A 24,321-nucleotide genomic window follows, 5' to 3' on the forward strand; every position below is an offset into this window, starting at 1 on the left:
CGCCTTTTGACTTAAACGTCCGTGTCGTCGCTGGCGTGGGACATGGTCATCGAACCACCCACCATGGTCGTATCGACCGTGTTGCCCAGAACGTTGGCGCCCATGATGATCGACTGATTGAATGCAGACGTATCAACGACAGCCGCAGCCGACGCATAGGACTCGCCGGTCACGATACCATCGCCACCATTGTTCGCGCCCCAGGCACCACCATTGCCGCCGGCACCACCGTCACCTGAATAGGCGCCGCCACCGTTACCACCGGTGATCGTGCCACCCATGGTATCGCCGGACGTTGCACTGCCCATCGAAGCTCCGCTGGTTCCGCCGTTCGCGGCGGATGCGCCACCGGCACCACCGTTGCCCGAGTCGGCCGCACCAGTTGCGTCGCCGGAGCCAGTCGATGTGGCATCATTGTCGGAACTGCCTTCGCCACCGTATCCGGCAATTGCTTCGGCCAGGCTGTCAGCCGCACCGTTCGTGTCGGCGTCTCCGAAGATGTCGGCAGCTCCACCGTTGCCTGCGGTATTGGCCGCGTCGGCGGACCCGGCTCCGTTGCCGGTAGACGTTGATGTTGGCGTTGTGCTACCGCCCGCGCCGCCGTCGCCGTCGGCAGCCGATGTTCCGGTACCGGCCGCATCCGCTGCGCCATCTGCTGCGTTCGACCCGCCGTCACCGCCGCTGCCGTCGGTGTCCTGCGAGTTGCTGGCCGCGCCGTTCACGTCGCCGGGGCTCTGGTCGATATCCGGCCCGCTTGCCGACTGATCGCCAACACCCTGCGCATCGGAATCCGCATCAGCGGTTCCACCGGAGCCGTCGCCGCCCGAGCCGTCGCCACCTGAACCGTCGCCGGCCGTGCCGTCGCCACCGGTGCCGTCACCGCCGGTTCCGTCACCGCCTTCGCCTGCTTCGGCGTCAATCATGCCCAGCTCTTCCTGCAAAGCCATGATTGCAGCTTCGACCATCGCGCCGAATCCACCTTCGCCGTCGCCGCCGGTACCGTCGCCACCGGTTCCGTCACCGCCAGTGCCGTCACCGCCGGATCCGTCACCACCGGTTCCGGTTCCGCCAGAGCCGTCAGCCGAGCTGTCCGCGCCGCTGTCAGCAGAGCCGTCCGCAGTGTTGTCACCCGCAGTGGCATCATTTGCATCGGTGTTGCTGTCGCTGGTGTTCGAAGCCGAACCATCTGCCGCAGCATTACCGTCGCCACCATCCGCGCCGGACGCGTCCGCAGCGTTGTCGGCCGTTCCGGTCCCGGTTCCTGTCGAGTCGGAATCGCTGTCGCCGCCATTTGCGTTACCGGCTGCGTTCGAACCGGACAGACCCAGGCCCAGACCCAGACCAAACGAATCTGCGCTGCCGCCGGCTCCGCCGGTTCCGCTGCCATCGGCACTTGTGCTGCCATCATTGTCGGACGACGCCGAACTATCCGCGGCACCGCCATCTCCACCGGCGCTGTCACCGTCGGATCCTGCGCCCGCCATACCAACACCATTGCTGGCATTGCTTGCGTCACCGGTCGATCCGCCCCGGCCGGCGCTGGAATCGGCATCTGCACTGCCGGTATCGCCACCGTCAGCCCACGCGTGGCTGCCAAAGGTTGATGAATCGGCTGCTCCACCGTAACTGGTTCCACCGTCGCCCGATTTTCCACCGTTGGCATCAGAGCTGATACCTTCAGCCGCAGTTGCCGTGCCGCCATTGGCATCACCGTTCTGGGTGAAGTCAGCGTTGTTGGATACGGTCGGTGAATCAAGCGTGTCATCGTCGCTCAGGCTGGCGACCTGGCTGTTCACGGATGACATTGCCGTTCCGGCACCGTCCATCGAGATATCCAGATTCATGTCATCGCCTGGATCATAGGTCAGATCGCGACCAGCAGTGATAACGTCACCCACTGTCGCCGAGTCGCCAAGATCCAGATCAACCTGATCATCGTCGCGCGGAATCCACTCACCGCCGCCGAAATCGATGTTGATTGAGTTGCTGTTGGAGTTGTCGTTGGTGTTGTCGCCGGCATTAAGCGTCTGGTCTTGATCCTGACCCTGGTCCTGATCCTGACCCTGGTCCTGATCCTGGCCCTGGTCCTGACCTTGGTCTTGGCCCTGATCCTGGCCCTGTTCGTTGGCGTTTTCTACATTTTGGTCCTGCTGCTGTTGCTGCGCAGTCACATCGGCTTCGACAAGAGCCTCATCAACCTGAATTTCAACATCAACCGGAGCTTCGAGGTTTTCGACAACAATTTCGTCAACGGTCGTTACGTTTGTATTGTTTACATTACGTCTCATAACAAATTCCCATTTCTGGAACGCCTGACCGCCATTCATCTACAAAGCGGCAACGGGCGTGATTGAAACTAAAAAACCCGCACAGCGTTCAAACACGCTGAATGCGGTCCACGGTCGTTTTCCTGAGGCCACCTCCTTTCCCGGCTAAGCCGAATACGCGACCGTTCACAATCGATGCTGAAATACGCAAAGAACGGGCGCGGCAGGGACAGACGCTTTCACAATTAAAGCCTGACCATGTTTGCAGCGACGCACGCTCGCGCCTAGCTAACTGAAAGTTCTGATGTGGGTAAGATATTGATTTTTTTGACTATAATAAAAAAATCGCGAAACCTTCCCCGGTCTGGATCAAAAAGTTCTAAATAATAAAAGCAACAAAAAATAGTGCAATTGTTTCCGTTGGTTACACAATTCCACGCCAAAAAACCTAAACAATAGTTCTATTTCTCGGGCCCGTGAACCATACCATCTGGTTGTGGAAAATCACGTTTTCAGCTACACTAAAACATATGTAATTCTTTGATTAGTTAACTACTTTTGCGCCGGCAATTCCATTTCGATAAAGCCATTTCCGGTTAACCCCGTATTGTGAGGGAATATAATGAGTGAGTCTTTGAACAATGAATCTGGCAATCAGAGTCTTTATTCAGAAGATTTTTCGATTGTCTTCCTCGGGAAAGAACTATTCTATTCAAATCAAACTCTAAGAAGCGTTCAAACTGAATTTGGCGTCCGCGCTTTTCGCTTCGAAACACTCGAGGCAATGCGCGCACATGTTCCGGACAGCGGCAAGATCGTCGTCGTGGATCAGATGTTGATCGAGGACCTTTTGGCGCGCCCCGATGCATACACCAAAAGTGCAGGTTCCGGCTGTCTAGCTTTCGCCTATCGCAAAGAGGAATCCGCCCGACACCTGTTCGAAGGCTGGAACCGCGCGCAGTTTGGAGATGTCGGTTTTCTACCGATGAACGTGGCACCGGACGCATGGCGCGCCATCCTCCGACTGCTGATGCACGAGGAACTTTATCTTCCGAGCTTTCTGGCTGACTGTGTCTCATCCCCCTGTCAGCGCGCGCCTGAAAGACCACGGCAACGGGAAGCCATTACATCCAACGGCGCGGATCGGCACGCACAGTATTCCAAGCTGACACGCCGCGAAAAACAGGTTCTGCAACTGGTCTCAGAAGGCAAAAGCAACAAGTTGATTGCGGCCAAGCTGGGCATCACGGAACACACGGTCAAACTGCACATGCATAACGTTGTCGGAAAGATCGGTGTCAGCAACCGGACGGCGGCTGCTCACTTCTATTTCGAGGTAGCGCCTCATGAGGCGCAGCAGACCGCCCTTGACTGATCCGTTTGAAGCCCGGTTCGACCGCCTGATCCTTTTGGTCGGCAGGCTGAACTATATGTGGACAAATACCGAAAGCCTGCTGATCCACCTGATCGCCGGCCTGACCGGAACGTCCAAGGACGTGGCCGTAATCATCTTTCTGACTTTGAACACTACCCGCGCGCGAATAGATCTGGTTGAAAGGCTTGCAAAAATGGAAGGGCGTCCTGCCCGGGTTCGCGATCCGATCCTTGAACATACGCAAAGGCTGGCCAAGCTTTCCGGCATCCGCAACAAGTACAACCATTGCATCTATTCCTTCGACCCCGAAAGCGGAAACCCGAAAACGATCCTTATGCGGATCGCTGACCGCAAAACTGACATAAAACTCGGCCGCGAAGATACCGTCGACGACCATGCCCTGCGCCAGATCGAAGAAGTCGTTGATCAGCTGTCAGCCGCAAACAGGGACATTTGGAAACTGATCCGACAATTGGGGTTTCCGGTTTAGGCTCGGTCGCACAGCAGTGTTGAGTGGGCCCCTCGCAGCACCCGCGCGTCCCCCACGGCGCGTCCTGCCACGCACACATAAGTCCCAGCATTTTTCAAAAATTTTGTGGTGCGGGCGGTGGGACTCGAACCCACACGGGCATACGCCCTTCAGATTTTAAGTCTGATATGTCTACCATTCCATCACGCCCGCACGGCGCAGCCTCTGTGGCCATGCAATTTCCTTACAAGCACAGCGGGATGAGAACAATGCGCTTTGACGCAGATGGGCCGGGATTTTTCGGTGGAAAGCTGTGTCTGCCGTCGCCGTCGTTCAGCGGCAGGGCCTTCCCCCGTTTTCAAGGTCACATAGCAGTCACCTTTCCGACATCGTCGCTTCCTCGGCATTCCATCTTCGCGCGGATTGCGCTGCGCGTTCACTTTGCGCATGACCTTGGTGACGTCTCCATTTGCCAACACTGAGAACCGTTCTTCGCCCAATCGCAAAGAAAACCCGACCGGGTTTTCAGCGTCTTGGAATGATCCTTTGTTGGGACTTCCATCGTTTACAAATAATAATATTCATTTTAATGATTGCGTATGAATGGAATTTCTTTGTCCCGACGCAGTTTCCTGTTCAATGCCACGTGCCTTGCGGCACTTGGAGCTCAAGCCAGGATCGTGCAGGCAGAGCTGCGGCTTGGTCCTTCAGCCCGAATTACGACCGTTTCAGACGGATACCTGTCATTGCCACCTGATGTTGTTTTCGGAGCCATGCCCAAGGAAGAGGTCGAGCAAATCCTGACCCGCAATCAAGCGGACGCGACCAAGTACGAGCCAGAGTGCAACGTCACGCTTTATCGGGATGATGAAAACACCGTGCTGTTCGATGCTGGAGCGGGGCCGGACTTCATGCCCACATCGGGCAAACTGATGGAAACTTTTGAAACAATCGGCCTTTCGCCCGAAAGTGTCACGCATGTGGTTTTCACACACGCGCACCCGGATCATATCTGGGGTGTTCTGGATGATTTCGACGACCTGCTTTTCCCAAATGCGACGCACCTCATTGGACGCAAAGAATGGGATTATTGGTGGAACCCCTCAACGGTGGACACGATAGGCGAAGATCGCACGGCGTTCGCGGCCGGCGCCAAACGGCGATTGGAAGCGATCGAGGATCAGGTCGCGTTCTTCGAGGATGGGCAAGAGATACTTCCGGGCATTGCTGCACGGGCAAGCTTTGGGCACACGCCCGGTCACATGGCGTTTGAGCTTCGAAATGGGAATGAGTCTGTGATGGTCGTCGGTGACGCGCTGGGAAATCCGCACGTGGCCTTTGAACACCCCGATTGGCACAGTGGAACCGATCAGGATCCCCAGGTCGCCGCAGCTGCGCGTTACTCACTGCTGGATCAGGTTTCCGAAGAGGAAATGAGAATAATCGGCTTCCATTTGCCGAACGGTGGAATTGGCCGCGTCGAAAAGACCGGTTCTGCCTACAGATTCATTGGAGAGGCGTCATGATACGATCATTCGTGTTTGCGGTTGCTTTCGTCACACCAGCTTGGGCAAGCGAGGATATCGCAGACCAGTATCCGCAAAGCGTTCTGTATTCCAAGCCGGTCGAATACGTCCCTGGCGTCTATTCCGCCATTGGCGCAACCGCTCCGCCGACCTACGATAACTCTGGCCACAACAACAACCTGAGCTTCATCGTGACCGGTGAGGGGGTGGTCGTTGTCAACGGTGGTGCCGCCTATGTGCTTGCCGAGGCGCTGCACAAGGAAATTCAGGCGATTACGGATCAGCCGGTCACGCTTGTCTTCAACGAAAACGGTCAGGGGCACGCGATGCTTGGCAATGCCTACTGGTCGGAAATCGGTGTTCCAATCGTCGCCCATTCGGATGCAGCAGCTGAGTTCGAGGAGTATGGCCCTCAAATCCTTGAGGGAATGAAACGATACAATCAGGACAAGGCAGAGGGAACGTTTCTGGCGGGCCCAACCGAGACATTCGATGATGAATACGTGGTTGAGATGGGCAACTTCCGGATCGAAGCCAAATACCTCGGACCGGCCCACAGCCCCGGCGATATCTCGATCTGGTTGCCGAACCAAAGCCTTGTCATTGCAGGTGACATGGCATTCCACGAGCGTATGCTGCCGATCTTTCAGGATACCTATACCGCGGATTGGCTGGAAACCTGGGACAACGAGTTCGAGGCTTTGAATGCCACATATGTCATACCCGGGCACGGTCATCCCACGAATATGGATCAGGTGCGCCGCTATACACGCGATTACCTGGTGTATCTGCGAACCAGGATTCAGGAACATATGGATGCGGGCGGCGATCTGACCGAAGCCTATTATGTCGATCAGTCCCCTTATGCCCATCTGGACACGTTCGAGGAACTGGCAACAAAGAACGCCGGGCGCGTTTTCGAACAGATGGAGTTCGAGTAAGTCAGGAGTGCTGCAATACCGGCAGCCGCATCAAAATCCTGTGCGTGCCTATCGCCCCAACCCACATGAAGAAAACGGCAAGCCAGGCGGTCAATGACAGGGCGGACCCACCTGAAAGTCCGGCGCCCACGGCGCAACCTCCGGCCAGCATCGCCCCGAACCCCATGAGGACAGCTCCGACGAGGTACCGCTCCATCGGAGTGTCCGGGCCAAAACGTTCGATCCTCCACTCGCCGGAAATGATGGCAGATCCTGCTGCGCCAATGGCCACGCCCGGCACAAGACCGATACCGAAAGACAGCACCACATTTCGCTCTGCAACCAACGTCATCAGCGTGTCTGTGGCCGGGCCGGTAAACGTCACCGAAGACACTGGCACGACTTCAAATGATGCCTGCGCGATGGAAAATGTCATGAACCAGCCAAGCGCCACTGCCCCGCCAACTCCGGCGGCTGTCACGATCTTTGCAGGCGCGACCTTCCTGTGAAGGGCAAACACGATCGACAGGACAAATCCAATTGCGGCAACGGCCGAATAGACCGATGGTGAAAGCCCCATTATTTCTGCAAGATCGCGCCCTGCGCCTCCTGAGATGGTCCACAGACCGGAAATTGCTTCACGGGCCGGGCTGAGAACGCCTGTGTAGGCTGCCTGCGCCACCAAGGTCAAAATCAATCCTGTCACAAGTGCACGCAGATTACCGCACGAGGCCAAGACCAGCAGGCGAGAAGCGCATCCGCGCGCTAGAACCATGCCGATGCCAAACATCGCCCCACCAATAACCGCACCGCTAAGGCTGCCGGTGGACGCGATCGCACGTGCCTCGGAAAGGTCCAGCAATTCAAGCGAGACAAGCGCCTGTACCAGCGTCAGTGCCGCGGTAAAGGCGATCAGCCAAACCGCCAAACGGGGGCCAAGCTTACCTTCGGCAACTTCCACCGTCGATGCGCGCAAACAAAAATGAGACTTCTGAGCCGTCACACCGAACAAGATACCCACCAGCACTCCGGCAAACGCCAAGGTGCCCGGGTCTCCCAGCAAATCGATGAGCCTCTCCATGGGCAGAAACTCTCACTTCGTTGCGTGTGTGTCCTTGTCTTTGGTCAATTCGCCAGCGTCATTGCGCAGCCATTGGCCTGCGTGCCAATTGACATTGCGTCCATAACTCACCCAATGCAGATACCAGCCGGTCCACGTCTTCACTGGTGTGCACCGGCGACGGCGTAATCCGCAGACGTTCCGTTCCTTTGGGAACAGTTGGATAGTTGATCGGCTGGATGTAGATCCCATAGTCACGCATCAGCACATCCGAAATGAAGCGACACTTGACCGGATCGCCGACCATGACCGGAATGATATGGCTTGGGTTCGGTGTATGGGGAATACCCAGATCGTCCAGCCTGTCCCGGACTTCGCGCACGCGCTTTTTGTGCTGTTGCCGCTCTGCATTGCTTTGCTTCAGGTGCTTCACCGAAGCCGCGGCACCTGCTGCCACGGCCGGCGGCAAAGCAGTGGTGAAAATAAATCCGCTGGCAAAGGATCGGACAAAATCTACAAGTTCCCGCGACGCCGCGATGTACCCACCGACCACGCCGAACGCCTTGCCCAAGGTCCCTTCAATCACGGTCAGGCGGTCCATCAGGCCCTCTCGCTCGGCAATGCCCCCGCCGCGCGGACCGTACAGCCCGACCGCGTGAACCTCATCCAGATAGGTCATCGCGCCATACCGGTCCGCCAGATCACAGATCTCGGCAATCGGTGCAATATCGCCATCCATGGAATAGACGCTTTCAAACGCGATCAGCTTGGGCGCATTTGCAGGCAAGTCCGCAAGTTGCCTTTCAAGGTCTTCAAGATCGTTGTGCTTCCAGATCCGTTTTTGACAACGGCTGTGACGAATCCCCTCGATCATCGAGGCATGGTTCAATTCGTCGGACAAAACCGTGATGCCGGGAATGCGGGACGCCAAGGTTCCCAAGGCAGCCCAATTGGATACGTAGCCGGACGTGAACAGCAAAGCTGCGTCCTTGCCGTGAAGGTCCGCAAGCTCCTGCTCCAACAGAACGTGTTCGTGCGTGGTCCCCGAAATATTCCGCGTCCCGCCGGCACATGCACCGCATTTGTCGATCGCCCCGTGCATGGCCGCCAGAACCTTGGGATGCTGCCCCATTCCAAGATAGTCGTTCGAGCACCAGACAGTGACTTTTTCGGGACCACCCCCTGTGAAACTGCGCGCCTTTGGAAACGCGCCGCATTGACGTTCGAGTTCTGCAAAAACCCGGTAGTTTCCTTCTTGTTTCAGCTGATCAAGTTGATCTCGAAAATACTGCCGGTAGTTCATTTCAATTCCCAACGGCCTCTTCCACGATTCCGGACAACAGGGTCTGGACCTTTTGCATCGGGCCGTCCGGATAGCTTCGGTATCCGACCTTCACCCCGTCATCGTCCTCGGTCACGAAAATCCCATATGGGCAATAGCCGATATTCATCGGATCAGCTTCCATCACCTCTCGCGAAATCTTTGCCGAGCAAAAAATAAAAATGTCCGCCGCCGCGAATATCTGTTTGTCGCTGCCGACATCAGCGCCCGTTCGGTTCAACATTTCGCCAACGTGGCTTACATAATCGATGACCAGCCCCTGCCCGACAATGGCGGATTCGACGGCAAAGGTGGCGTCATCAAAACTTCCGTCAAAGGGGGTCGTGATGATATCCTCGGCAAGCCCTTGACTGGCGGAGACTGCAAAAAACGCGGCCGTGACAATAAAGTGTTTCATGGTTTTGATCCTCCTCCTGAGCCGCAGTTTCTCAGATTGAGCTTCGGGGGCTTTGACCCGTGTCAAAACCCCCGAAAACTTCTATCCGAACATGTCCGAGGTGATACCGGCGTACCAACCCAGCGACTCTTCGTACGTTGCTTTTCTCAGATCGGCATCTTCGCCGGTCTGGCTGATGAAGCCGTCCACCTTGGCGATTTTTTCGGGCGTCGCCTCGTAGGTTGCGCCAACCTTCACGCCATCATCCGTGTCGATCAGTGACCAGCAGGTGTTGGAGAACTTGGCCGGGAACACCTTGGATCCGGTCAACGCGCCCCGTACGGCATTCGCACAGACTTTCGCCTGACTGTTGGCCGAGAAGCCCGATTTCGGCATGTCACCCTGCTGGCTGGCATCGCCAAGGACATAGATGTCCGGATCAGCCTTGGAGGACATGTCCGCGGCGTTCACCGGCGCCCAGTTGCCTTCGGTCACTCCTGCCATTTCTGCAATGCGTCCGGCTTTCATCGCCGGGATCACGTTGCAGACGTCGACTTTGGTCTCTTCTCCGTCGATGGTCACGGTCATCGCGTCCGGGTTGACCGAGACATTGCCGCCACCGAAGTCTTCACCGATCCAGTCGACCATGCCTTCGTAATGGTTTGCCCAGCCTTCCTGGAACAATGCCATCTTCGAAAACTTCGGCTTCGGATCCGCCACGATGATTTTCGCTGTGGGATTGTTTGCTTTCAGAACATGCGCAACCATCGAGACCCGCTCATAGGGTCCGGGCGGGCAGCGGTACGGATTTGGTGGTGCAACCATCGCAAAAGTACCGCCTTCCGGCATCGCCATGATCTGAGCTTTCAGAAGCTCCGTCTGCGAGCCGGCCTTGTATGCATGCGGCATCTTGTTCTGCGCCGAGAGGTCCCAGCCTTCAACAGCCCCGTCAACAAAATCGATACCCGGGCTGAGGATCAGCTTGTCGTACGGAACCGAGCCACCCCCGGCCAATGATACAGTCTTGGCGTCGCGGTCAACACCGATGGCCCAATCGTGGACCACGTTTATCCCATAGTCGGCGGCAAGCGTGCCATAGCTGTGGGCGATATCCGAAAGTTCCTGGAACCCTCCAAGATACAGGTTCGAGAAGAAGCAGGTGTAGTAGGTCCGCGACGGCTCGATCAGCGTCACGTCGATCTCACCTTTGCTGTCCTTCGCAATATAGCGGGCAGCCGTAGCGCCGCCTGCACCGCCGCCGACAACAACGACCCGGGGCCTGCCCTGAGCCAGAACCATCGGTGCAGATAATCCGGCTGCCACCACCCCGGCGGCTCCTAGAAATGTACGTCTGTCGAGTGTCATCGCGTTTCCTCCCCTTAGGCACAATCACTCTGGGTTATTGAAATATGCGGCCAAGGCCGCGATCTCGTCATTGCTCAGCCTTCCGGCGATCATTTGCATAACCGGGTGTGGCCGCTTTTTGTCCTTGTATGCGTGCATGGCGACGACAAAATCCTCGTCGGGCCAATACACGATCGACGGGATACCTTCGTCACTTCCTTCGATCTGATGGCATGTCGTGCATTCGCTGCTGAGATATGCGCCGTATTCCGGGTCTCCCTGAATCGCCAGGATCGCGAGATCAATCGAATGGTCCGTGCCTTTTGCGGTTGGGTCCGCTTCGGGAATATCCCGAGGGTTGTCTGAAAACCCCCGCAAATAGGCAATCACATTGGCCCGGTCTTCCGGGTCTTTCAGACCGCGAAAGCTCATCCTTGTGCCCGACGCAAATGCACGTGGATTTTCGATATAAGCTGACAAAGTGTCAGCGTGCCATTCCAAACCCGAATTCCCCGCGCGCATAAGGCTCTTGGAATAATTGAAACCATCAAGACCCGCAGCCTTGCGCCCAAAGAGACCATTCAGATGCGGGCCGATTTTGTTTTCGGCTCCTTCGCCAACCTGATGGCAGCCTTTGCATTTGGCGAACACTGTTTTCCCGGCCTTGGCATCACCAAGGTCCTCGGTTGCGTAGGTCGATGTGGCGAAAGCCGCCAGAACCGCCGTGCACGCCACTATGCCCGACCACCGCATGATCAGCTTCCGAACGATTTGAGGTAGACAATCACGGCTTCGATGTCGTCCGGCTTTCTGAGCCCCGCGAAAGACATTCGCGTGCCCTTCATGTAATCCTTGGGTCTTGTCAGGAAGGCCGCCATTTCCTCATCCGTCCAGACAAGGCCGGCCTCGGCGGCGGCTTTCATTGCATTGGAGTACTTGAACCCCTCGACCGATCCTGCATTGGACCCGACAACCCCGTTCAATGCCGGCCCGGTGCTGTGCTTTGCACCTTCACCAACCTGATGGCAGGCTTTGCACTTCTTGAAGACTTTCTCTCCGGCGGCAACCAGTTCTGTTGCCCCGTCAGTTTTTTCAGCCTCTTGAACGGCTGGTTCCGTAGCGGCTTCTTCCTCGGGCTTGGGTGCCGTTGCCGGAATGAACGACGGGCCGTCCGCAGTGAAGGTCGGCAACCCCTCTACAGTGGCATCATTCATCACCGAGTTCGACCCACCTTCGGGTGGCGTTTCGACCAGAAAAACAGAGCGCATCGTGACAGCGACCTCTGCCTTGCAGTTTTCCATACAAGGCTCTTTGCGCCATTCAGCATACTCGGTCTCGGGTCGCGTATCGACAACAAAACCGTCCTTATTGTACATCTCGAAATCGGCGAAGTTTTCGTTGCTCAGTTCGAAATCGTCATCCACCAAATCATTTGAATAAAGGATGTAGGCAACAATCGCATAGGTCTCATCTGCGGTCAAAGTGCCCGCCTCGCCAAATGGCATGGATCGGGAAATGTAATCCCAGGCGGTAGACAAATGCGGCCAGTAAGACCCGACGGTCTTCACGGGATCTTCGTTTGCAAGCGTATCGAACCCGCCGGCAAGAACGGGCCAGTTGTCCACACCTTCCGCGAACTCTCCGTGACATGACGCGCAGCGGTCGGCAAAAACTTCTTCCCCGGTCCAAACGTCACCCGATCCGACAGGCAAGCCCCGCCCGTCCGGCAGAACGTCAACGTCCCAGGCCGTGATCTCTACCTCCAGCGCAGGCCGTCCAAGCCCATAAGTGCCCTCGCGGTCGGGCGCAGGTGCGGTCAGGTTCGCGGCATTCGCAACCCGTTCCGCTGCGGCGGCCTGAATTTCCTGGACTTTGAGCTCAAGCTGGGCTGCTCGTTCGGCTTCTGTCTTCGCTTTTTCCTGTGCGGCCGCTGCGTGGGCCTCAACCTGACCAATCCGGGTTTCCAAAGTGTCGATCTTCGATTGGCCAAAGTTTCTGTTGGCGAACACCAACGCCCCTGCAAGCACCAATGCTGTGCCGCCAAATACGGGCAGGAAAACATGACTAAGAGACTTCGACATTCTCAGCGATCCCTTCTGCGCTTACGTACCACGTCTGGATACAGTTGTTGTGATAGACCGAGTTCTCGCCGCGCTTTTCGCGCAGCTGGTCTTTGGTTGGCTGTACATAGCCGGTCTCATCTATTGCTCGGGCCTGTAAGAGCATGGGTGCCCCGTCCCAATTCGTGTCGAGATAGAAACGTGTCAAAGCCTTGGTGTCGCCCTGCTTGCCAAGGCGTGCCGTTTCCCACGTGATGCCGCCGTCCTTGGAGACATCGACACGGGTAATCTGTCCGTGGCCTGACCAAGCAAGCCCTGAAATCACCAGCGGCCCCGGCCCATGTTTGATCGGCATTTGCGGGCTGGGCGAGGTTATGACGGATTTCGCGTCCATCACCCAAGTCCATTTCTGGGCCGTGCCATCGGCATAGACATCGGTGTATTTCGAAGTTTCTTCGCGGCTTTCGACCGCCCTGTCGACGACCTCGATCCGGCGCAGCCACTTGACCCACATGTTGCCTTCCCAGCCAGGAACAACCAGTCGCACGGGATAGCCATGTTCCATCCGCAGGGCCTCGCCATTTGCCTTGAAGGCCACCAACACATCATCCAGCGCTTTTTCCATCGGAATGGAGCGGCCATTGGACGACGCATCCGCGCCCTCGACATAGACCCATTTGTCGGGCGAGATATCGGCGCCGGCCTCCTGCAACAGCATGCGCAGCGGAACACCTGTGTATTCCATGTTGTGGATCATACCATGGGTGAATTGCACACCGTTGAGCTGCGCGCCTGCCCACTCCATCCCGGTGTTCGCAGCGCATTCGCAGAAATACACGTGGTTTTCGCGCGGGAAACGTTCGATGTCGTCATACGTAAAGACAAGCGGGCGATCGACCAGCCCGTTGATCATCAGCCGATAGTCTTCCTTGCGCAGCTCGATTGCGCCCGAGTGGTGCCGTTCAAAAGCGCAGCCCTGGGGTGTGATGGTACCGTCAAGCGCGTGGATCGGCGTGAAGTTGATCGACGAAATCGGAGAGGCCGTCAGCCATTCCACATTGCGACGCACAACATGGGATTCATAGCTTATCGGCATGCCATAGGGTGTCTCGTCAACGCCTGCACCCGTGTACGATGCCCAATCCTGAAGTTCTGTTATCAGGGGGTCGGGCGTGTCTGCCACTGCCGCACCTGCAACTGACCCCGCGGCGACCGCGGCACTGCCTTTCAGGAAGGCGCGGCGGGACGGTTTGAACGCGTCATCCATATCTCTTAGGTCTCCAACTGTTTCTTAGGCGCCGACAACATCGACGCTGGTGTTCTCTTGCACCGTTACGGTTCCAAGGTTGCGAATGTGGTTTTCGACGACATCCCAGATCGGCGGTCCCTCGGTGCCTTCGTTGACACTGGCCCAGCCGGCCACGACATAGGTTTTCGACGGATCAATCGCTTCACCCGTTTTGAGCAGGGTCATCTCGCTGATCCGCTGCCCTTGCGGCTTGGTCACGTCGATGCGGTAGCCCAGACCACCGACACGGACCATATCCCCGCCCTGCTGGTAGTAGGGATCGGGATTGAAGAGGTTGTCGCCAACATCCTCAAGGATCACATGGATGAACTCACCCGTCATTTCCGTGCGATAAGCATTCGGATACGACATCGAGGTGACATTCCAGATGTCCTCGCGCGTGATCTCCTGCCCCGGCAGGATCGACGGCCCCCAACGAACACCGGGGGACATGGCAATGTCTGCCTCCCGCTCTTTGAGCAGGGCATCACAGATCAGGTCATCCCAGGTTCCGTTGAAATTGCCGCGACGATAAAGCAACGAGTCCGTTTTGCCGATCACTTCGCTGAGCGTCGCCTCAAAGGGCGCGCGCTGCTCATCTATCAGAGCGGTGATCGCAGGATCCGGAGCGATTACATCAGAGAAGAGCGGGATCAGCTTGTGCTTCAACCCCATCAACTGCCCATCCCGCACATCCAGATCCACGCGGCTGACGAACTTGCCGTTCGAGCCTGACGCGATGATATGCGTTTTGCCCACCAGAACCGGCTCGGGCAGCGCATCATGGGTGTGGCCACTCAGGATCACGTCGATCCCCTGCACCCGGCCTGCCATTTTCTTGTCCACGTCAAAGCCGTTATGGCTGAGGACGACGACGACATCGGCACCGGCATCGCGAACCTCGTCCACCATGGCCTGCATGTTTTCGTCCCGGATACCGAAAGAGTATTCGGGGAACATCCAACCCGGGTTCGCGATTGGCATATAAGGGAACGCCTGCCCGATCACGGCAACCTTTGCACCGCCCCGGTCAAAGAACTTGTAGGGCTTGAACAATTCCGCAGGTTCATCCCATTCGGCATCAAAGATGTTCTGACCCAAAGCCGCAAAGGGCAACCCTTCGACGATTTCGTTAACTCTGTCGCTGCCCAGCGTGAACTCCCAATGAAAGGTCATTGCATCAGGTTTCAGCGCGTTCATGACATTGACCATGTCCTGACCGGCGGTCTGGTAACAGGTGTAAGACCCGTGCCAGGTATCGCCGCCATCCAAAAGCAGGGCATCGGGCCGGTCCGAACGGATGGCATTGATGACAGTCGAAACCCGGTCCAAACCACCAACCCGACCGTAGGTCTTTGCCAGGGCTGAAAAGTCGTCGTAGGTCAGCGCATAGGCCGACGAGCTGCCATCTTCGATCCCGTAGGCCTTGCGGAACGCGGCCCCCGTGACATGCGGCATCTGCCCCTTTGCCTCACCGATACCCAGGTTTATCTCGGGTTCACGGAAGTATATCGGTTTGAGTTGTGCGTGAATGTCGGTGACATGGATCAGGCTGATATTGCCAAAGGTCTCAAACTCCAGCAGCTGATCCTGCGTCAGGCTTTGCTGCGCAGAAAGCCTGGCCCAATTGCCAAACCCGGACGCCCCGTACAGAGCCGATGCCGCCATTGAAACCTGCAAGAAGTCACGTCGAGAAATCATCTTTCGGCTTTCCTATTTCACATATAAATGTGTGAATGTTAAACTCATGGAAAAACCCGCGCCGGACACTTCCTACGCGGGCCTGTTGTTACTGGCGTACGGCCGGAGTTTCGACTGAAAGCCCGTTGCCACGCGAAGCAACATAAAGCTCCAGCGCACGGAATTCGTCCGAACCTTCGGCAAAGGTTTCCGCCCGCGTATCACGAATACAACCGCGGAAACGATTATGTCGCGAAATCAGCTTGGCCTGTTTCAAACGATAAGTCGGAAACCCGTTGATCATCCCCTGGCTCAGGTGATCTGCTCGGATCATGTTGCCCCAATTGTCTTCATGACAGTTGGCACAGCTCAGCTCCAACTGGCCATAGCGGGTATAGTACATTTCCTTGCCCTGCTCCCAATACGGGGCGGCGTCGCCATCAATCGCGACATTCATTGGCAACCCACGTGATTGCAGACCGATCAAAGCGACCATACCCTGCATATCGCCGCCGGACCATTTCCAAGCATCGGCTTCCATACGCTCTGTCCGGCACTCGTTGATCAGATCTTCCATGACCACCAGCTTGCCGGTTTCGGCATCAACCTTCGGCATGGAAGCTTGCAATCCCTCGAAGCTTTCCACCCCGTCGTGGCACGAGGCACAGCTTTTACCGGCAGCCCCATCTACCGTTTCAAAAAGGTCGGCGGCCTGATCGACGAAGATCATCGCCGGATTGTCGAAATCATCGATCTGAAGAGCCTGGGTTTCATCCGTACGGAAATGCCAACCGGAATAGATCGTGTCCAGGTTTTCCAGATGCGCCGGCGCTTCGGTGACCGAGGTCATGTCCAGCTCGTCATTGATCACAAGATTGTCTTCGTCAGGTCCGGCCATTGCTGCCACTGGGAAAACCAGAACTGCCGCGATCGCCGTTAATGCCTTGGTATTCATTACGTTCCTCCCTTGGTGGACCAGCGCCAAACGTCAGGTCCGGCGCTGATCTGCCTTATTGGTCGAGCCGTCAGGCGATCTCGATCGATTTCTTCTCGTCGTAGACAGAGCCGTCGTCATCGTACCAGGTGAACACGAACTCACCTGCCTCGGGCACGGTTGCCTCAAACTGGAAATACGGGTTGGTTGAAATTGCCGGCTCCATCGTCACATCGACCACCATTTCGCCGTTAAACTCACAGGTGAAACGGTTGATGATCGAACGTGGTATGACGTTGCCTTCTTTGTCCTTGCGCTGTCCGCTTTCCATCTTGTGGCTGATCAGTGTCTTGATCGTGACGGTTTCGCCGGCTGCGGCTTTCTTCGGAACCTTGACGCGGGGTTTCACACCGGATGCCATTGGTTAGTCTCCTGTTCTTCGAGGCGCGCGTGGCTATCAGCCGCCGCAGCCGCCGATTGTCACTTTTACGGTTGCGGATGCCTTGGCAAAGCTGCCATCTGCCATCTTCGCCACGGCAATGACATCCTGCGTTCCGGCAAGGCGGATACGAGTTGAAGCAGCCTGTTCAGCAGCCAGCGGGCCGAAGTTAAACGTTGCGACGCCCGGTTCGGGGTTGCCTGCTGCAACGATCAGGATCGACGCCGCACCCGGGGCGCTTACTTCGATCGGTACGGTGTTTCCGTTTTCGGCGATTTCAGGTGCCGTCAGTGTAACACCGCTGTCAGCCACATCCGCCCCACCGGTAAACGCGGCAATCGCATCCTCAGCGGCCGCATTTGCGCGAAGCGGCATCATTGTCAGGAACGCGGCGCCCAGCCCAAGGGCCAGAGTTTCGCGGCGAGAGAGTTCCATTTTCAATCTCCTTTGAATCTTTGAAAAATCACGCTGAACAAGCGCGACTATTCCTCTTTCAGGGTTCCAAGAAACGCGACCACGTCTTCGATTTCCTGCGCTGTCAGAATCGACGTCAGAGGCTCGGTCGGGGCTTTGCCGGTATAGGCATCGCCCGGACGGATATAGCCGTCATCCTTGTAGAATGCCGGCATGACCGTGCCTTCGAACGTCATTTTCGCGTTTGCAACCAATCCGCGAAGCTCGGCCTCGGACCAACGATCACCGGCACCATCCAGCGCCGGGCCAACCTCGCCATGGAACGGAATATCGGACAAAGTCGAGACCGCATGGCATGCCACGCAATTGCCTTTTGACTTGTCGCCAACGATCAGCGCGCCATTTGCCGCATCACCGGCCGCGCCGGTCAAAGACACCTCTACGGCACCATATTCACCATAGGTTACGTTTTTCGGGTCTGTATCCGCGGCAAACGCGGCACCCCCTGTCATTGCGCAGACCAATGTTAAGAGTCTCAGCTTCATGATCCCTCCCATTTGCTAACACGCCGACGGCGCTTTGCGACCCAAAGCATTTGTGTACCGTAGTCGACGAGGGCGGTCTGTCGCAACATTAAATTCATTACAATGAATTTTTTTATTTATATCCCTCGACCTCAGTCTTGTGAAACATTGTTTCGCTCTTGAATGCGCCGTGCGTGGTAACGCTGAAAATCTTCACCATTTTCAAGTTCGTATCGCTTTTCAAAGACCCAGGTGAACAGATCCAAAGTTGTTCCCTTCGAAAACGCCCCCGGCATGACCGCAACCGCTGCATCAATGGCGGTGGCGTCCTCGGGAACCTCTTCCGGCAGAAATACAAGGGTCGGCGTAAACAGAATCCCCCATTTGCGCATCAACGCTCTTTGCTCGCTCTCTTCCCCGTCAAAGTCGGTGGCCGTGGTGCTTCCGTGCAGATCCAATTGGACGACAAAGAAATTCTCTTCGATATACGCCGCCAGGTCAGGTTGGGGGAAAACCTCTTCGTGCATTTTCTTGCAATAGATGCAGCCCTGTTGCTCGATAAACAAAACCAGGCGCTTGCCTTCATCTGACGCTTCTTCAAGATCCTCGCGAAAGTCTTCGAACGTGTCGCGCATCCAAGGTGTTTTATGCAACCCGTCGTCGCCAAGCTCGGCGGCGGATACCGCCACGCCCACTATGCATGCCATCAAAACTGACAATGTTCGCTTCATGTATTCCTCCCGTATTATCCAATGGCCGCAAGCCAGGGCATATGGTCCAGCATCCATTGGGCCACGCGATTGATCGAGTTGGTTGCGATCAGAACGCCGAACAGAATCAACAGACACCCCATGGCCTTCTCGATCATGGGCAAATGCTTTCTGAACCGCGCCATCCACTGCATGAAGGGGCGCACCAAAAAGGCCGCCAGAACAAAGGGGGCAGTCATTCCCACCCCGTAAACGAATAAAAGCATCGCACCGCGCCAAGCCGTCTCGGTTCCGGCCGCTGTAAACAGGATTGCCGCAAGCACCGGCCCGACACAGGGCGTCCAGCCAAAAGCAAATGCCAGTCCCAGAACATATGCCCCAATCAGGCTCAGGTTTGATGTTTCACCGACGTCTGCACGAAACTGGCGATACAGAAACCCAATGCGAATCAGCCCCAGGAAATGCAAGCCCATCGCCATGATGATGGCCGCGGCAATCCATCGAAGGATATCGAAGTATTCGCGGATCATTTGACCGAATATCGAGGCCGTGGCGCCAAGCGCCATAAAAATCGTTATGATCCCTGCTGCAAAAGCGATTGCAGCAAGCGTTGCCCTGCGGCGAACGTTGCCGGAAATGACTGAACTCGCAGAAATCTGCTCCATCCCGACACCCGCCAGATAACTGAGGTAAAACGGTACAATCGGCAGGATGCACGGGGACAGAAATGACAACAGCCCTGCGACCAAAGCCCCTGCAAATGTGATGTCGAGCATGGTCAAACCCGTCCTAGCACGCTATCATTCATACATTCAAAGTAATAAAGATATGACGCTGCGGTCAATCGGAGCTTGAGATGCGCCACCTTTTCCTGCTTGTGCTTGCGGTCACGTTGCTTGTTTCGCCCCAGGCTTTACGGGCGGAAATGGCGCTTCTGATGGCCGAAGAAGATGGGTGCATGTGGTGTGCCCGATGGGATTCCGAAATCTCGGGGATCTACCCGAAAACACCGGAAGGAAATGCCGCCCCTCTTCAGCGCGTAGACATCCATGAAACCCTGCCGGATGGGATCTCTCTAAAACGACCTCTCTACTACACTCCGACCTTTGTTTTGTTGGACAACGGCCACGAAGTCGGCCGGATTGAAGGCTATCCCGGCGAAGACTTTTTCTGGGGTTTGTTGGGCGTGCTGCTTCGTGACGCAGGGGTGCAGGCTGAGACCTCTGGCTAATCGGCGGCAAATTACATAAACTGTTTTGAATGCGTGAAGCTGAGAAAGCGAGGCGATCCTTTTGGACAAACCATCGAAGCTGCCGGTGTTCACAAAGGACATGTGTGCAGAAGATCTGGACCGAATGATGGAGAATGCCCAAACGGCATCAAACTTCCTGAAGGCCATCAGCCACGAGGGGCGTCTGATGATCTTGTGCTATCTGTCATCGGGCGAAAAATCCGTCACCCAGATGGAAGAGATGCTGTCGGCGAGACAGGCCGCCGTATCCCAGCAATTATCCCGATTGCGTTTCGAAGGCTTGGTCAAAACACGGCGTGAGGGTAAGACTATCTATTACAGATTGGCTGATGATCGTTCGACGCAAATACTGGAAGTCGTTTACGATCTTTTCTGCCGAGACACGTAGAAGCCGGTCAAAACGCCGCCAGCTTTGGGAGGAGACTGGCAATGTTCGAAGCATTGGGAGACGCAAATGCCGTTGCTCTGATCGGTTTGATTGGGGGCATCGCATTGGGGCTGGCCGCACGCATCGGTCGCTTTTGCACGTTGGGTGCCATCGAAGACTTCCTTTACGCGGATGATGATCGACGGCTTCGCATGTGGGCGGTTGCGATTGGCGTCGCGATTGTTGGAAGCCATGCCGCCATGGCTTTCGGGTGGCTTGACCCTGTCGGAACACGCTACCTTGCCCAGACCTGGAACCCGATCGGTTCGATCGTGGGCGGCCTCATGTTCGGGTATGGAATGGCCATCAGCGGGAACTGCGGTTATGGCGCGCTGGCAAGGTTGGGAGGCGGCGACCTTCGATCCTTCGTCATCGTTCTGATTATGGGCCTTTCGGCGTATGTCGTAATGTCCGGCCCCCTGGCATATCTGCGGGTTTGGCTGTTTCCGGTGGAAATGGATCTCAGCGCGCCCCAAAGCGTCAGCTTTCTAGCTGAACGGTTGACCTCTGTTCCGGCGTGGCTCGTCGGTTCTGCCGTCGGTGTTGTTTTGGTGGTCTTCGCATTGGCGAACCAGCAGTTCCGGCGCACGCCAGCGCAGGTGTTCTGGGGATCTGTAGTTGGACTGGCGATCGTCTCGGGCTGGCTTGGCACGAACTGGGTAGCAACCCACGGTTTTGACGGTGAGCCGGTGCAAACCCATACCTTCGCTGCACCCTTGGGTGACACGATATTCTACTTGATGACCGCGTCCGGAAACACTTTGTCCTTTGCCGTCGGATCAGTCTCGGGCGTTCTGATCGGCGCGTTTTTGGGGTCCTGGTCAAAGGGTCATTTTCGCTGGGAAGCCTGCGAAGATCCACGTGAACTGAAACGGCAAATGCTGGGCGCGGCGATCATGGGCCCCGGAGCGATCATCGCAATCGGTTGCAGCGTCGGACAAGGCATATCCGCCTTTTCACTTCTGGCCTACAGCGCGCCTGTGACATTCGCCGCGATCTTTGCAGGCGCGGCGCTTGGACTGAGACAGCTCGTGTCCGGACTGTCTTTCATTACCGAGCGCTGAGTTCAAAACACGGCCATGCCCTATGCCAAAAAGGTGTCGGTCGCGCTGATCAGCCCCACTTGAGTGGTCTGGCTTTGCTGGTTGGTGCATGACCGGCCTTTGGTTGACCGATAGGGTGGTTTGCGGCGCTCTCACCCGCAATGCCGCAATGTCGATCGAGGATTCTGCACAGACCCGTCGCATGCGTCACACGGCAAAAGGCGGAACAGGAATCTTCAACGATCTTCAATGCCTAAAAATCCCGGCCTTTGAGCCGCATGCCTTCGGACATTCACGAGGCAGATCTTGCCTTGGACAAACTATTGAAAAAAGGCAACAAGGTCTTCGGCAACCGCAGCTTCGGCCCTCTGACGCATTGAAGATCAAGCTGTGAAAACGAGAATTCGTCGTCAGAAAAGACCCTGCAAACCCACAAGACCACTGACGCAAAAGTAATCACCGGACAGCCAGCCAGGTCTGCGATTTTTGAAATCTCCGCCCTGTCTGGCTGCACATCGTTGCATCCTTGGCAGGTGACACGCTTTTCTTCGTAAAGCTTTTGTCAACCTGCCTGAAATAGCGCTTTTGCCAAGCACCGGCCTTAGTTCATACCCAAGGCTTCTTTGTACATCTCGATGACAGCCTCTTGCTCGGCAATATCATCCTTATCTCTTTTTCTGAGAGAAATGATGCTGCGAAGAGCCTTCACATCGTAGCCGCGTGATTTACTCTCTGCGTACACTTCCTTTATTTGATCCGCGATGTCTTTCTTTTCCAACTCCAGGCGCTCGATACGCTCAACAAATTGGCGCAGCTCCCCAGAGGTGACCTTGTAACTTGCTTCTGCTTCTTCCGACATGCTCATCCAATTCTTCCCAATTCTGGATCATCACCGCTAAGAGAATACAGTTCATACTCCGAGTATTCGTCTCAAGCTGTGGTTGCTACACACAAAACAGTTTTCTAATGGCAGATGCAACGACGTGCCCGGGCCTCGGCCATGGCTTCTTTCCACTGTTCCACCAGGTTGTTTTCAACGCATCCGGACCCTCAAACCGTTCGATGAGCTGGCACGGCTCATCAGCAGTCACGCGACAATTAGGGGCAGTCTGATCTTTGATGATGCCTTCCATAAGCGTCCGTCCCACGGGCTGAAATCTGATGCAGGAAGCCGGATACAATGCCGCCGCCCGGGTCGCAAGCACCCAATCCCACCCAATCGCCAAGCGCACTTGTACGGCGTGATCCGATCCGGTAAGCGCGGGGGTAGTTCACGAAGAGATGTAGGGCACCATGTTCGAATTCATCACTTGGGGCGGCGCAGCCCTTTCTCTGGCCGGACTCGCCGGCCTGATCTGGTGTATTCTTCGCGTGATGAAAGCGCGCAAGGCCGGCCTGTCAGACGACGAACTGCGTGCGACCGTTCAGGGCGTTTTGCCTTGGAACCTGGCGTCTTTGTTCCTGTCTGTTCTTGGATTGATGCTGGTCATCCTCGGGATATCCTTTGGATGACCTTTTGTTTCAAACCGGCAGGTTATCGAACTGCGCTTCCATAGCGTCTTCGCACAGGGCTGCATCCAGACGCCGCAGGCGGGATGGCACCTGCATTCCCTGCTGTCGCATACGGTCGACAACCTTGCTCACACTCGGCTGAAGCGCCAAACGCGTATCAAGACTCGCATTTCTGAGCTCTTGCTCAAGCTGTTCTGCTTCGGAATAAAGACTTGTCGATGTCATAATACCCTCCCAAGTGTCGCCAGTATTCCAGATATAGGTAACGGGAATAAGACCTGCTGATATTAACCTTAAATTGTGCGGGATATTGCCTAACACATTCGCGGTTTCGGCAATCCGGCGCGGATGCGCTAAAGTTTAAGCTGATTTAATCGTGAATGCCTTGACCCGCATCAAACACAGGTTCGATGTTGCATCACATTCCATTTTACATATATGATGATGGCAACGATACGGAGGAAATCATGACACCCACAGTGAAAGCGTTTTTTGACGATCAAACCTTCACGGTGTCCTACGTTGTTCATGAACCGCAAGGGCGTGCCTGTGCCATCATCGACAGTGTCCTGGATTTCGATCATGCTTCGGGGCGCACAGAGACAAAATCGGCTGACGCAATCATCGACTTTGTGCGCGCGCACGATCTAAAGGTCGAATGGATTCTGGAAAGCCACGTTCACGCCGATCACCTGTCTGCGGCCCCCTACCTGCAACAGGAACTGGGTGGCAAAATCGGAATAGGCTCTCAGATCGTCACCGTGCAGGACACGTTCGGCAAAGTCTTCAATGAAGGAACCGAGTTCCAGCGCGATGGCAGCCAGTTCGACGCCTTGTTCTCGGAGGGGGACAGTTTCCACATTGGGCAGATGCGGGGCGATGTTCTCCATACCCCGGGCCATACCCCGGCCTGCCTGACCTATGTGATCGGCGACGCCGCCTTTGTGGGCGACACACTGTTCATGCCGGATTTCGGAACGGCCCGCTGCGATTTTCCCGGAGGCTCCTCAGCCACATTGTTTGAATCGATCCAGAAAATCCTGTCGCTGCCGGACGAAACGCGTATCTTTGTCGGACATGACTACAAAGCGCCGGGCCGTGATGAATACGCCTGGGAGACGACGGTAGGCGAACAGAAAGCGCTGAACGTCCATATCGGACAAGGACGCAGCATCGAAGAATTCGTGGAAATGCGTGACGCAAGGGACGCCACCCTTGCCATGCCGCGCCTGATCCTGCCCTCTTTGCAGGTCAACATGCGGGCGGGGCAAATGCCGCCTGCTGATGAGCAAGGCGATGTATTCCTGAAGCTGCCGGTGAACAAAATCTGACACAAGTCAAGTCAATCAAAAAAGGATA

26 protein-coding genes and 1 tRNA gene are annotated in these 24,321 nt (G+C 56.2%); 9 read left to right on the forward strand and 18 right to left on the reverse strand.

All coding sequences use genetic code 11. The annotated features are described in order from the left end of the window. Window positions 1-11 precede the first annotated feature (11 nt). Window positions 12-2,288 (reverse strand): hypothetical protein, encoded by a 2,277-nt coding sequence (locus tag AC2FNN_RS02730; RefSeq protein WP_496756441.1) that lies wholly within the window; start codon window positions 2,286-2,288, stop codon window positions 12-14. Window positions 2,289-3,051: 763 nt separating this feature from the next. Here AC2FNN_RS02730 and AC2FNN_RS02735 point away from each other — a divergent pair. Both AC2FNN_RS02735 and AC2FNN_RS02740 read left to right on the forward strand, forming a co-directional pair. Next, the gene (locus AC2FNN_RS02735) at window positions 3,052-3,642 is read left to right on the forward strand and encodes a helix-turn-helix transcriptional regulator (protein ID WP_496756443.1); all 591 of its coding nucleotides are present in this window, start codon (window positions 3,052-3,054) and stop codon (window positions 3,640-3,642) included. Continuing rightward, complete coding sequence (locus AC2FNN_RS02740) at window positions 3,635-4,132, forward strand: hypothetical protein (RefSeq protein ID WP_496756444.1); 498 nt, start codon at window positions 3,635-3,637, stop codon at window positions 4,130-4,132. The genes AC2FNN_RS02735 and AC2FNN_RS02740 overlap by 8 nt, the downstream gene beginning before the upstream one ends. Window positions 4,133-4,238: 106 nt before the next feature. On the opposite strand, the gene AC2FNN_RS02745 is transcribed toward AC2FNN_RS02740, so the two are convergent. Continuing rightward, a tRNA-Leu gene (locus AC2FNN_RS02745) sits at window positions 4,239-4,324 on the reverse strand. 386 nt (window positions 4,325-4,710) lie between these two features. Here AC2FNN_RS02745 and AC2FNN_RS02750 point away from each other — a divergent pair. Further along, the gene (locus AC2FNN_RS02750) at window positions 4,711-5,637 is read left to right on the forward strand and encodes an MBL fold metallo-hydrolase (protein WP_496756446.1); all 927 of its coding nucleotides are present in this window, start codon (window positions 4,711-4,713) and stop codon (window positions 5,635-5,637) included. After that, on the forward strand, window positions 5,634-6,578 hold the full coding sequence (locus tag AC2FNN_RS02755; RefSeq protein ID WP_496756447.1) for an MBL fold metallo-hydrolase: 945 nt from the start codon (window positions 5,634-5,636) through the stop codon (window positions 6,576-6,578). The genes AC2FNN_RS02750 and AC2FNN_RS02755 overlap by 4 nt, the downstream gene beginning before the upstream one ends. A 1-nt stretch (window position 6,579) precedes the next feature. Here the strand turns inward: AC2FNN_RS02755 and AC2FNN_RS02760 are convergent, their stop codons facing one another. The 14 genes from AC2FNN_RS02760 to AC2FNN_RS02825 form a co-directional block, all read right to left on the reverse strand. Further along, entirely contained in the window at window positions 6,580-7,638 is a 1,059-nt protein-coding gene (locus AC2FNN_RS02760; protein ID WP_496756448.1) for a YeeE/YedE family protein, read from the reverse strand. Window positions 7,639-7,696: 58 nt separating this feature from the next. Further along, complete coding sequence (gene hemA, locus AC2FNN_RS02765; protein ID WP_496756450.1) at window positions 7,697-8,920, reverse strand: 5-aminolevulinate synthase; 1,224 nt, start codon at window positions 8,918-8,920, stop codon at window positions 7,697-7,699. Window position 8,921: 1 nt separating this feature from the next. Next, on the reverse strand, window positions 8,922-9,356 hold the full coding sequence (locus AC2FNN_RS02770) for a DUF302 domain-containing protein (protein ID WP_496756451.1): 435 nt from the start codon (window positions 9,354-9,356) through the stop codon (window positions 8,922-8,924). A gap of 81 nt (window positions 9,357-9,437) precedes the next feature. Then, on the reverse strand, window positions 9,438-10,700 hold the full coding sequence (locus AC2FNN_RS02775; RefSeq protein ID WP_496756453.1) for an FCSD flavin-binding domain-containing protein: 1,263 nt from the start codon (window positions 10,698-10,700) through the stop codon (window positions 9,438-9,440). Between the two features lie 24 nt (window positions 10,701-10,724). Continuing rightward, a complete protein-coding gene (locus AC2FNN_RS02780) occupies window positions 10,725-11,432 on the reverse strand; it encodes a c-type cytochrome (protein WP_496756455.1) in 708 nt (235 codons plus the stop codon). 2 nt (window positions 11,433-11,434) lie between these two features. After that, complete coding sequence (locus tag AC2FNN_RS02785; protein ID WP_496756457.1) at window positions 11,435-12,760, reverse strand: c-type cytochrome; 1,326 nt, start codon at window positions 12,758-12,760, stop codon at window positions 11,435-11,437. Beyond that, window positions 12,744-14,006 carry a sulfite dehydrogenase gene (gene soxC / locus AC2FNN_RS02790; protein ID WP_496756459.1) on the reverse strand — a complete coding sequence of 421 codons (1,263 nt, stop codon included), beginning with the start codon at window positions 14,004-14,006 and terminating at the stop codon, window positions 12,744-12,746. The genes AC2FNN_RS02785 and soxC overlap by 17 nt, the downstream gene beginning before the upstream one ends. Before the next feature lie 24 nt (window positions 14,007-14,030). Continuing rightward, complete coding sequence (soxB, locus tag AC2FNN_RS02795) at window positions 14,031-15,728, reverse strand: thiosulfohydrolase SoxB (protein WP_496756460.1); 1,698 nt, start codon at window positions 15,726-15,728, stop codon at window positions 14,031-14,033. A gap of 88 nt (window positions 15,729-15,816) precedes the next feature. Beyond that, complete coding sequence (gene soxA, locus AC2FNN_RS02800) at window positions 15,817-16,662, reverse strand: sulfur oxidation c-type cytochrome SoxA (protein ID WP_496756461.1); 846 nt, start codon at window positions 16,660-16,662, stop codon at window positions 15,817-15,819. Window positions 16,663-16,732: 70 nt separating this feature from the next. Beyond that, window positions 16,733-17,062, reverse strand: coding sequence for a thiosulfate oxidation carrier complex protein SoxZ (gene soxZ, locus AC2FNN_RS02805; RefSeq protein ID WP_117869618.1), 330 nt, complete (start codon window positions 17,060-17,062; stop codon window positions 16,733-16,735). 36 nt (window positions 17,063-17,098) lie between these two features. Continuing rightward, entirely contained in the window at window positions 17,099-17,515 is a 417-nt protein-coding gene (gene soxY, locus AC2FNN_RS02810; RefSeq protein WP_496756462.1) for a thiosulfate oxidation carrier protein SoxY, read from the reverse strand. A 47-nt stretch (window positions 17,516-17,562) separates the two neighbouring features. Then, the gene (soxX, locus tag AC2FNN_RS02815) at window positions 17,563-18,039 is read right to left on the reverse strand and encodes a sulfur oxidation c-type cytochrome SoxX (protein WP_496756463.1); all 477 of its coding nucleotides are present in this window, start codon (window positions 18,037-18,039) and stop codon (window positions 17,563-17,565) included. Between the two features lie 131 nt (window positions 18,040-18,170). Continuing rightward, window positions 18,171-18,749, reverse strand: a complete 579-nt coding sequence (locus AC2FNN_RS02820) for a thioredoxin family protein (protein WP_496756464.1) — start codon at window positions 18,747-18,749, stop codon at window positions 18,171-18,173. A gap of 14 nt (window positions 18,750-18,763) precedes the next feature. Beyond that, entirely contained in the window at window positions 18,764-19,504 is a 741-nt protein-coding gene (locus AC2FNN_RS02825; RefSeq protein WP_496756466.1) for a cytochrome c biogenesis CcdA family protein, read from the reverse strand. 80 nt (window positions 19,505-19,584) lie between these two features. Between AC2FNN_RS02825 and AC2FNN_RS02830 the strand changes: the two genes are divergently transcribed. The 3 genes from AC2FNN_RS02830 to AC2FNN_RS02840 all read left to right on the forward strand — a co-directional run bounded on the left by AC2FNN_RS02830 (window position 19,585) and on the right by AC2FNN_RS02840 (window position 21,471). Next, complete coding sequence (locus AC2FNN_RS02830; RefSeq protein WP_496756467.1) at window positions 19,585-19,959, forward strand: hypothetical protein; 375 nt, start codon at window positions 19,585-19,587, stop codon at window positions 19,957-19,959. 100 nt (window positions 19,960-20,059) lie between these two features. Then, window positions 20,060-20,368: an ArsR/SmtB family transcription factor gene (locus AC2FNN_RS02835; protein ID WP_170345129.1), complete on the forward strand. Its 309-nt coding sequence runs from the start codon at window positions 20,060-20,062 to the stop codon at window positions 20,366-20,368. A gap of 41 nt (window positions 20,369-20,409) precedes the next feature. Further along, window positions 20,410-21,471 carry a YeeE/YedE family protein gene (locus tag AC2FNN_RS02840; RefSeq protein WP_496756468.1) on the forward strand — a complete coding sequence of 354 codons (1,062 nt, stop codon included), beginning with the start codon at window positions 20,410-20,412 and terminating at the stop codon, window positions 21,469-21,471. 580 nt (window positions 21,472-22,051) lie between these two features. Here AC2FNN_RS02840 and AC2FNN_RS02845 read toward each other — a convergent pair. Further along, complete coding sequence (locus AC2FNN_RS02845; RefSeq protein ID WP_152457363.1) at window positions 22,052-22,315, reverse strand: DUF2312 domain-containing protein; 264 nt, start codon at window positions 22,313-22,315, stop codon at window positions 22,052-22,054. A gap of 428 nt (window positions 22,316-22,743) precedes the next feature. On the opposite strand from AC2FNN_RS02845, the gene AC2FNN_RS02850 reads away from it, so the two are divergent. After that, window positions 22,744-22,962, forward strand: coding sequence for a hypothetical protein (locus AC2FNN_RS02850; protein WP_170345082.1), 219 nt, complete (start codon window positions 22,744-22,746; stop codon window positions 22,960-22,962). Window positions 22,963-22,971: 9 nt separating this feature from the next. Here AC2FNN_RS02850 and AC2FNN_RS02855 read toward each other — a convergent pair whose 3' ends face one another. After that, window positions 22,972-23,187: a hypothetical protein gene (locus tag AC2FNN_RS02855; protein WP_496756469.1), complete on the reverse strand. Its 216-nt coding sequence runs from the start codon at window positions 23,185-23,187 to the stop codon at window positions 22,972-22,974. A 242-nt stretch (window positions 23,188-23,429) separates the two neighbouring features. Here AC2FNN_RS02855 and AC2FNN_RS02860 point away from each other — a divergent pair, with 242 nt between their 5' ends. Further along, window positions 23,430-24,293: an MBL fold metallo-hydrolase gene (locus AC2FNN_RS02860; RefSeq protein WP_496756470.1), complete on the forward strand. Its 864-nt coding sequence runs from the start codon at window positions 23,430-23,432 to the stop codon at window positions 24,291-24,293. Window positions 24,294-24,321 lie beyond the last annotated feature (28 nt).

It is taken from the genome of Ruegeria sp. BHSA118, from assembly GCF_059613405.1.

Bases quoted from the DNA above. Each gene is read 5' to 3' on its own strand.
- soxB (WP_496756460.1), bottom strand. From the start codon at position 15,728: ATGATTTCTCGACGTGACTTCTTGCAGGTTTCAATGGCGGCATCGGCT.
- AC2FNN_RS02840 (WP_496756468.1), top strand. From the start codon at position 20,410: ATGTTCGAAGCATTGGGAGACGCAAATGCCGTTGCTCTGATCGGTTTG.
- soxY (WP_496756462.1), bottom strand. From the start codon at position 17,515: ATGGAACTCTCTCGCCGCGAAACTCTGGCCCTTGGGCTGGGCGCCGCG.
- soxA (WP_496756461.1), bottom strand. From the start codon at position 16,662: ATGAATACCAAGGCATTAACGGCGATCGCGGCAGTTCTGGTTTTCCCA.
- AC2FNN_RS02780 (WP_496756455.1), bottom strand. From the start codon at position 11,432: ATGCGGTGGTCGGGCATAGTGGCGTGCACGGCGGTTCTGGCGGCTTTC.
- AC2FNN_RS02830 (WP_496756467.1), top strand. From the start codon at position 19,585: ATGCGCCACCTTTTCCTGCTTGTGCTTGCGGTCACGTTGCTTGTTTCG.
- AC2FNN_RS02820 (WP_496756464.1), bottom strand. From the start codon at position 18,749: ATGAAGCGAACATTGTCAGTTTTGATGGCATGCATAGTGGGCGTGGCG.
- AC2FNN_RS02770 (WP_496756451.1), bottom strand. From the start codon at position 9,356: ATGAAACACTTTATTGTCACGGCCGCGTTTTTTGCAGTCTCCGCCAGT.
- AC2FNN_RS02730 (WP_496756441.1), bottom strand. From the start codon at position 2,288: ATGAGACGTAATGTAAACAATACAAACGTAACGACCGTTGACGAAATT.
- AC2FNN_RS02845 (WP_152457363.1), bottom strand. From the start codon at position 22,315: ATGAGCATGTCGGAAGAAGCAGAAGCAAGTTACAAGGTCACCTCTGGG.
- soxX (WP_496756463.1), bottom strand. From the start codon at position 18,039: ATGAAGCTGAGACTCTTAACATTGGTCTGCGCAATGACAGGGGGTGCC.
- AC2FNN_RS02825 (WP_496756466.1), bottom strand. From the start codon at position 19,504: ATGCTCGACATCACATTTGCAGGGGCTTTGGTCGCAGGGCTGTTGTCA.
- AC2FNN_RS02760 (WP_496756448.1), bottom strand. From the start codon at position 7,638: ATGGAGAGGCTCATCGATTTGCTGGGAGACCCGGGCACCTTGGCGTTT.
- soxZ (WP_117869618.1), bottom strand. From the start codon at position 17,062: ATGGCATCCGGTGTGAAACCCCGCGTCAAGGTTCCGAAGAAAGCCGCA.
- AC2FNN_RS02835 (WP_170345129.1), top strand. From the start codon at position 20,060: ATGTGTGCAGAAGATCTGGACCGAATGATGGAGAATGCCCAAACGGCA.
- AC2FNN_RS02860 (WP_496756470.1), top strand. From the start codon at position 23,430: ATGACACCCACAGTGAAAGCGTTTTTTGACGATCAAACCTTCACGGTG.
- AC2FNN_RS02735 (WP_496756443.1), top strand. From the start codon at position 3,052: ATGCGCGCACATGTTCCGGACAGCGGCAAGATCGTCGTCGTGGATCAG.
- soxC (WP_496756459.1), bottom strand. From the start codon at position 14,006: ATGGATGACGCGTTCAAACCGTCCCGCCGCGCCTTCCTGAAAGGCAGT.
- AC2FNN_RS02775 (WP_496756453.1), bottom strand. From the start codon at position 10,700: ATGACACTCGACAGACGTACATTTCTAGGAGCCGCCGGGGTGGTGGCA.
- AC2FNN_RS02785 (WP_496756457.1), bottom strand. From the start codon at position 12,760: ATGTCGAAGTCTCTTAGTCATGTTTTCCTGCCCGTATTTGGCGGCACA.
- hemA (WP_496756450.1), bottom strand. From the start codon at position 8,920: ATGAACTACCGGCAGTATTTTCGAGATCAACTTGATCAGCTGAAACAA.
- AC2FNN_RS02850 (WP_170345082.1), top strand. From the start codon at position 22,744: ATGTTCGAATTCATCACTTGGGGCGGCGCAGCCCTTTCTCTGGCCGGA.
- AC2FNN_RS02755 (WP_496756447.1), top strand. From the start codon at position 5,634: ATGATACGATCATTCGTGTTTGCGGTTGCTTTCGTCACACCAGCTTGG.
- AC2FNN_RS02750 (WP_496756446.1), top strand. From the start codon at position 4,711: ATGAATGGAATTTCTTTGTCCCGACGCAGTTTCCTGTTCAATGCCACG.
- AC2FNN_RS02855 (WP_496756469.1), bottom strand. From the start codon at position 23,187: ATGACATCGACAAGTCTTTATTCCGAAGCAGAACAGCTTGAGCAAGAG.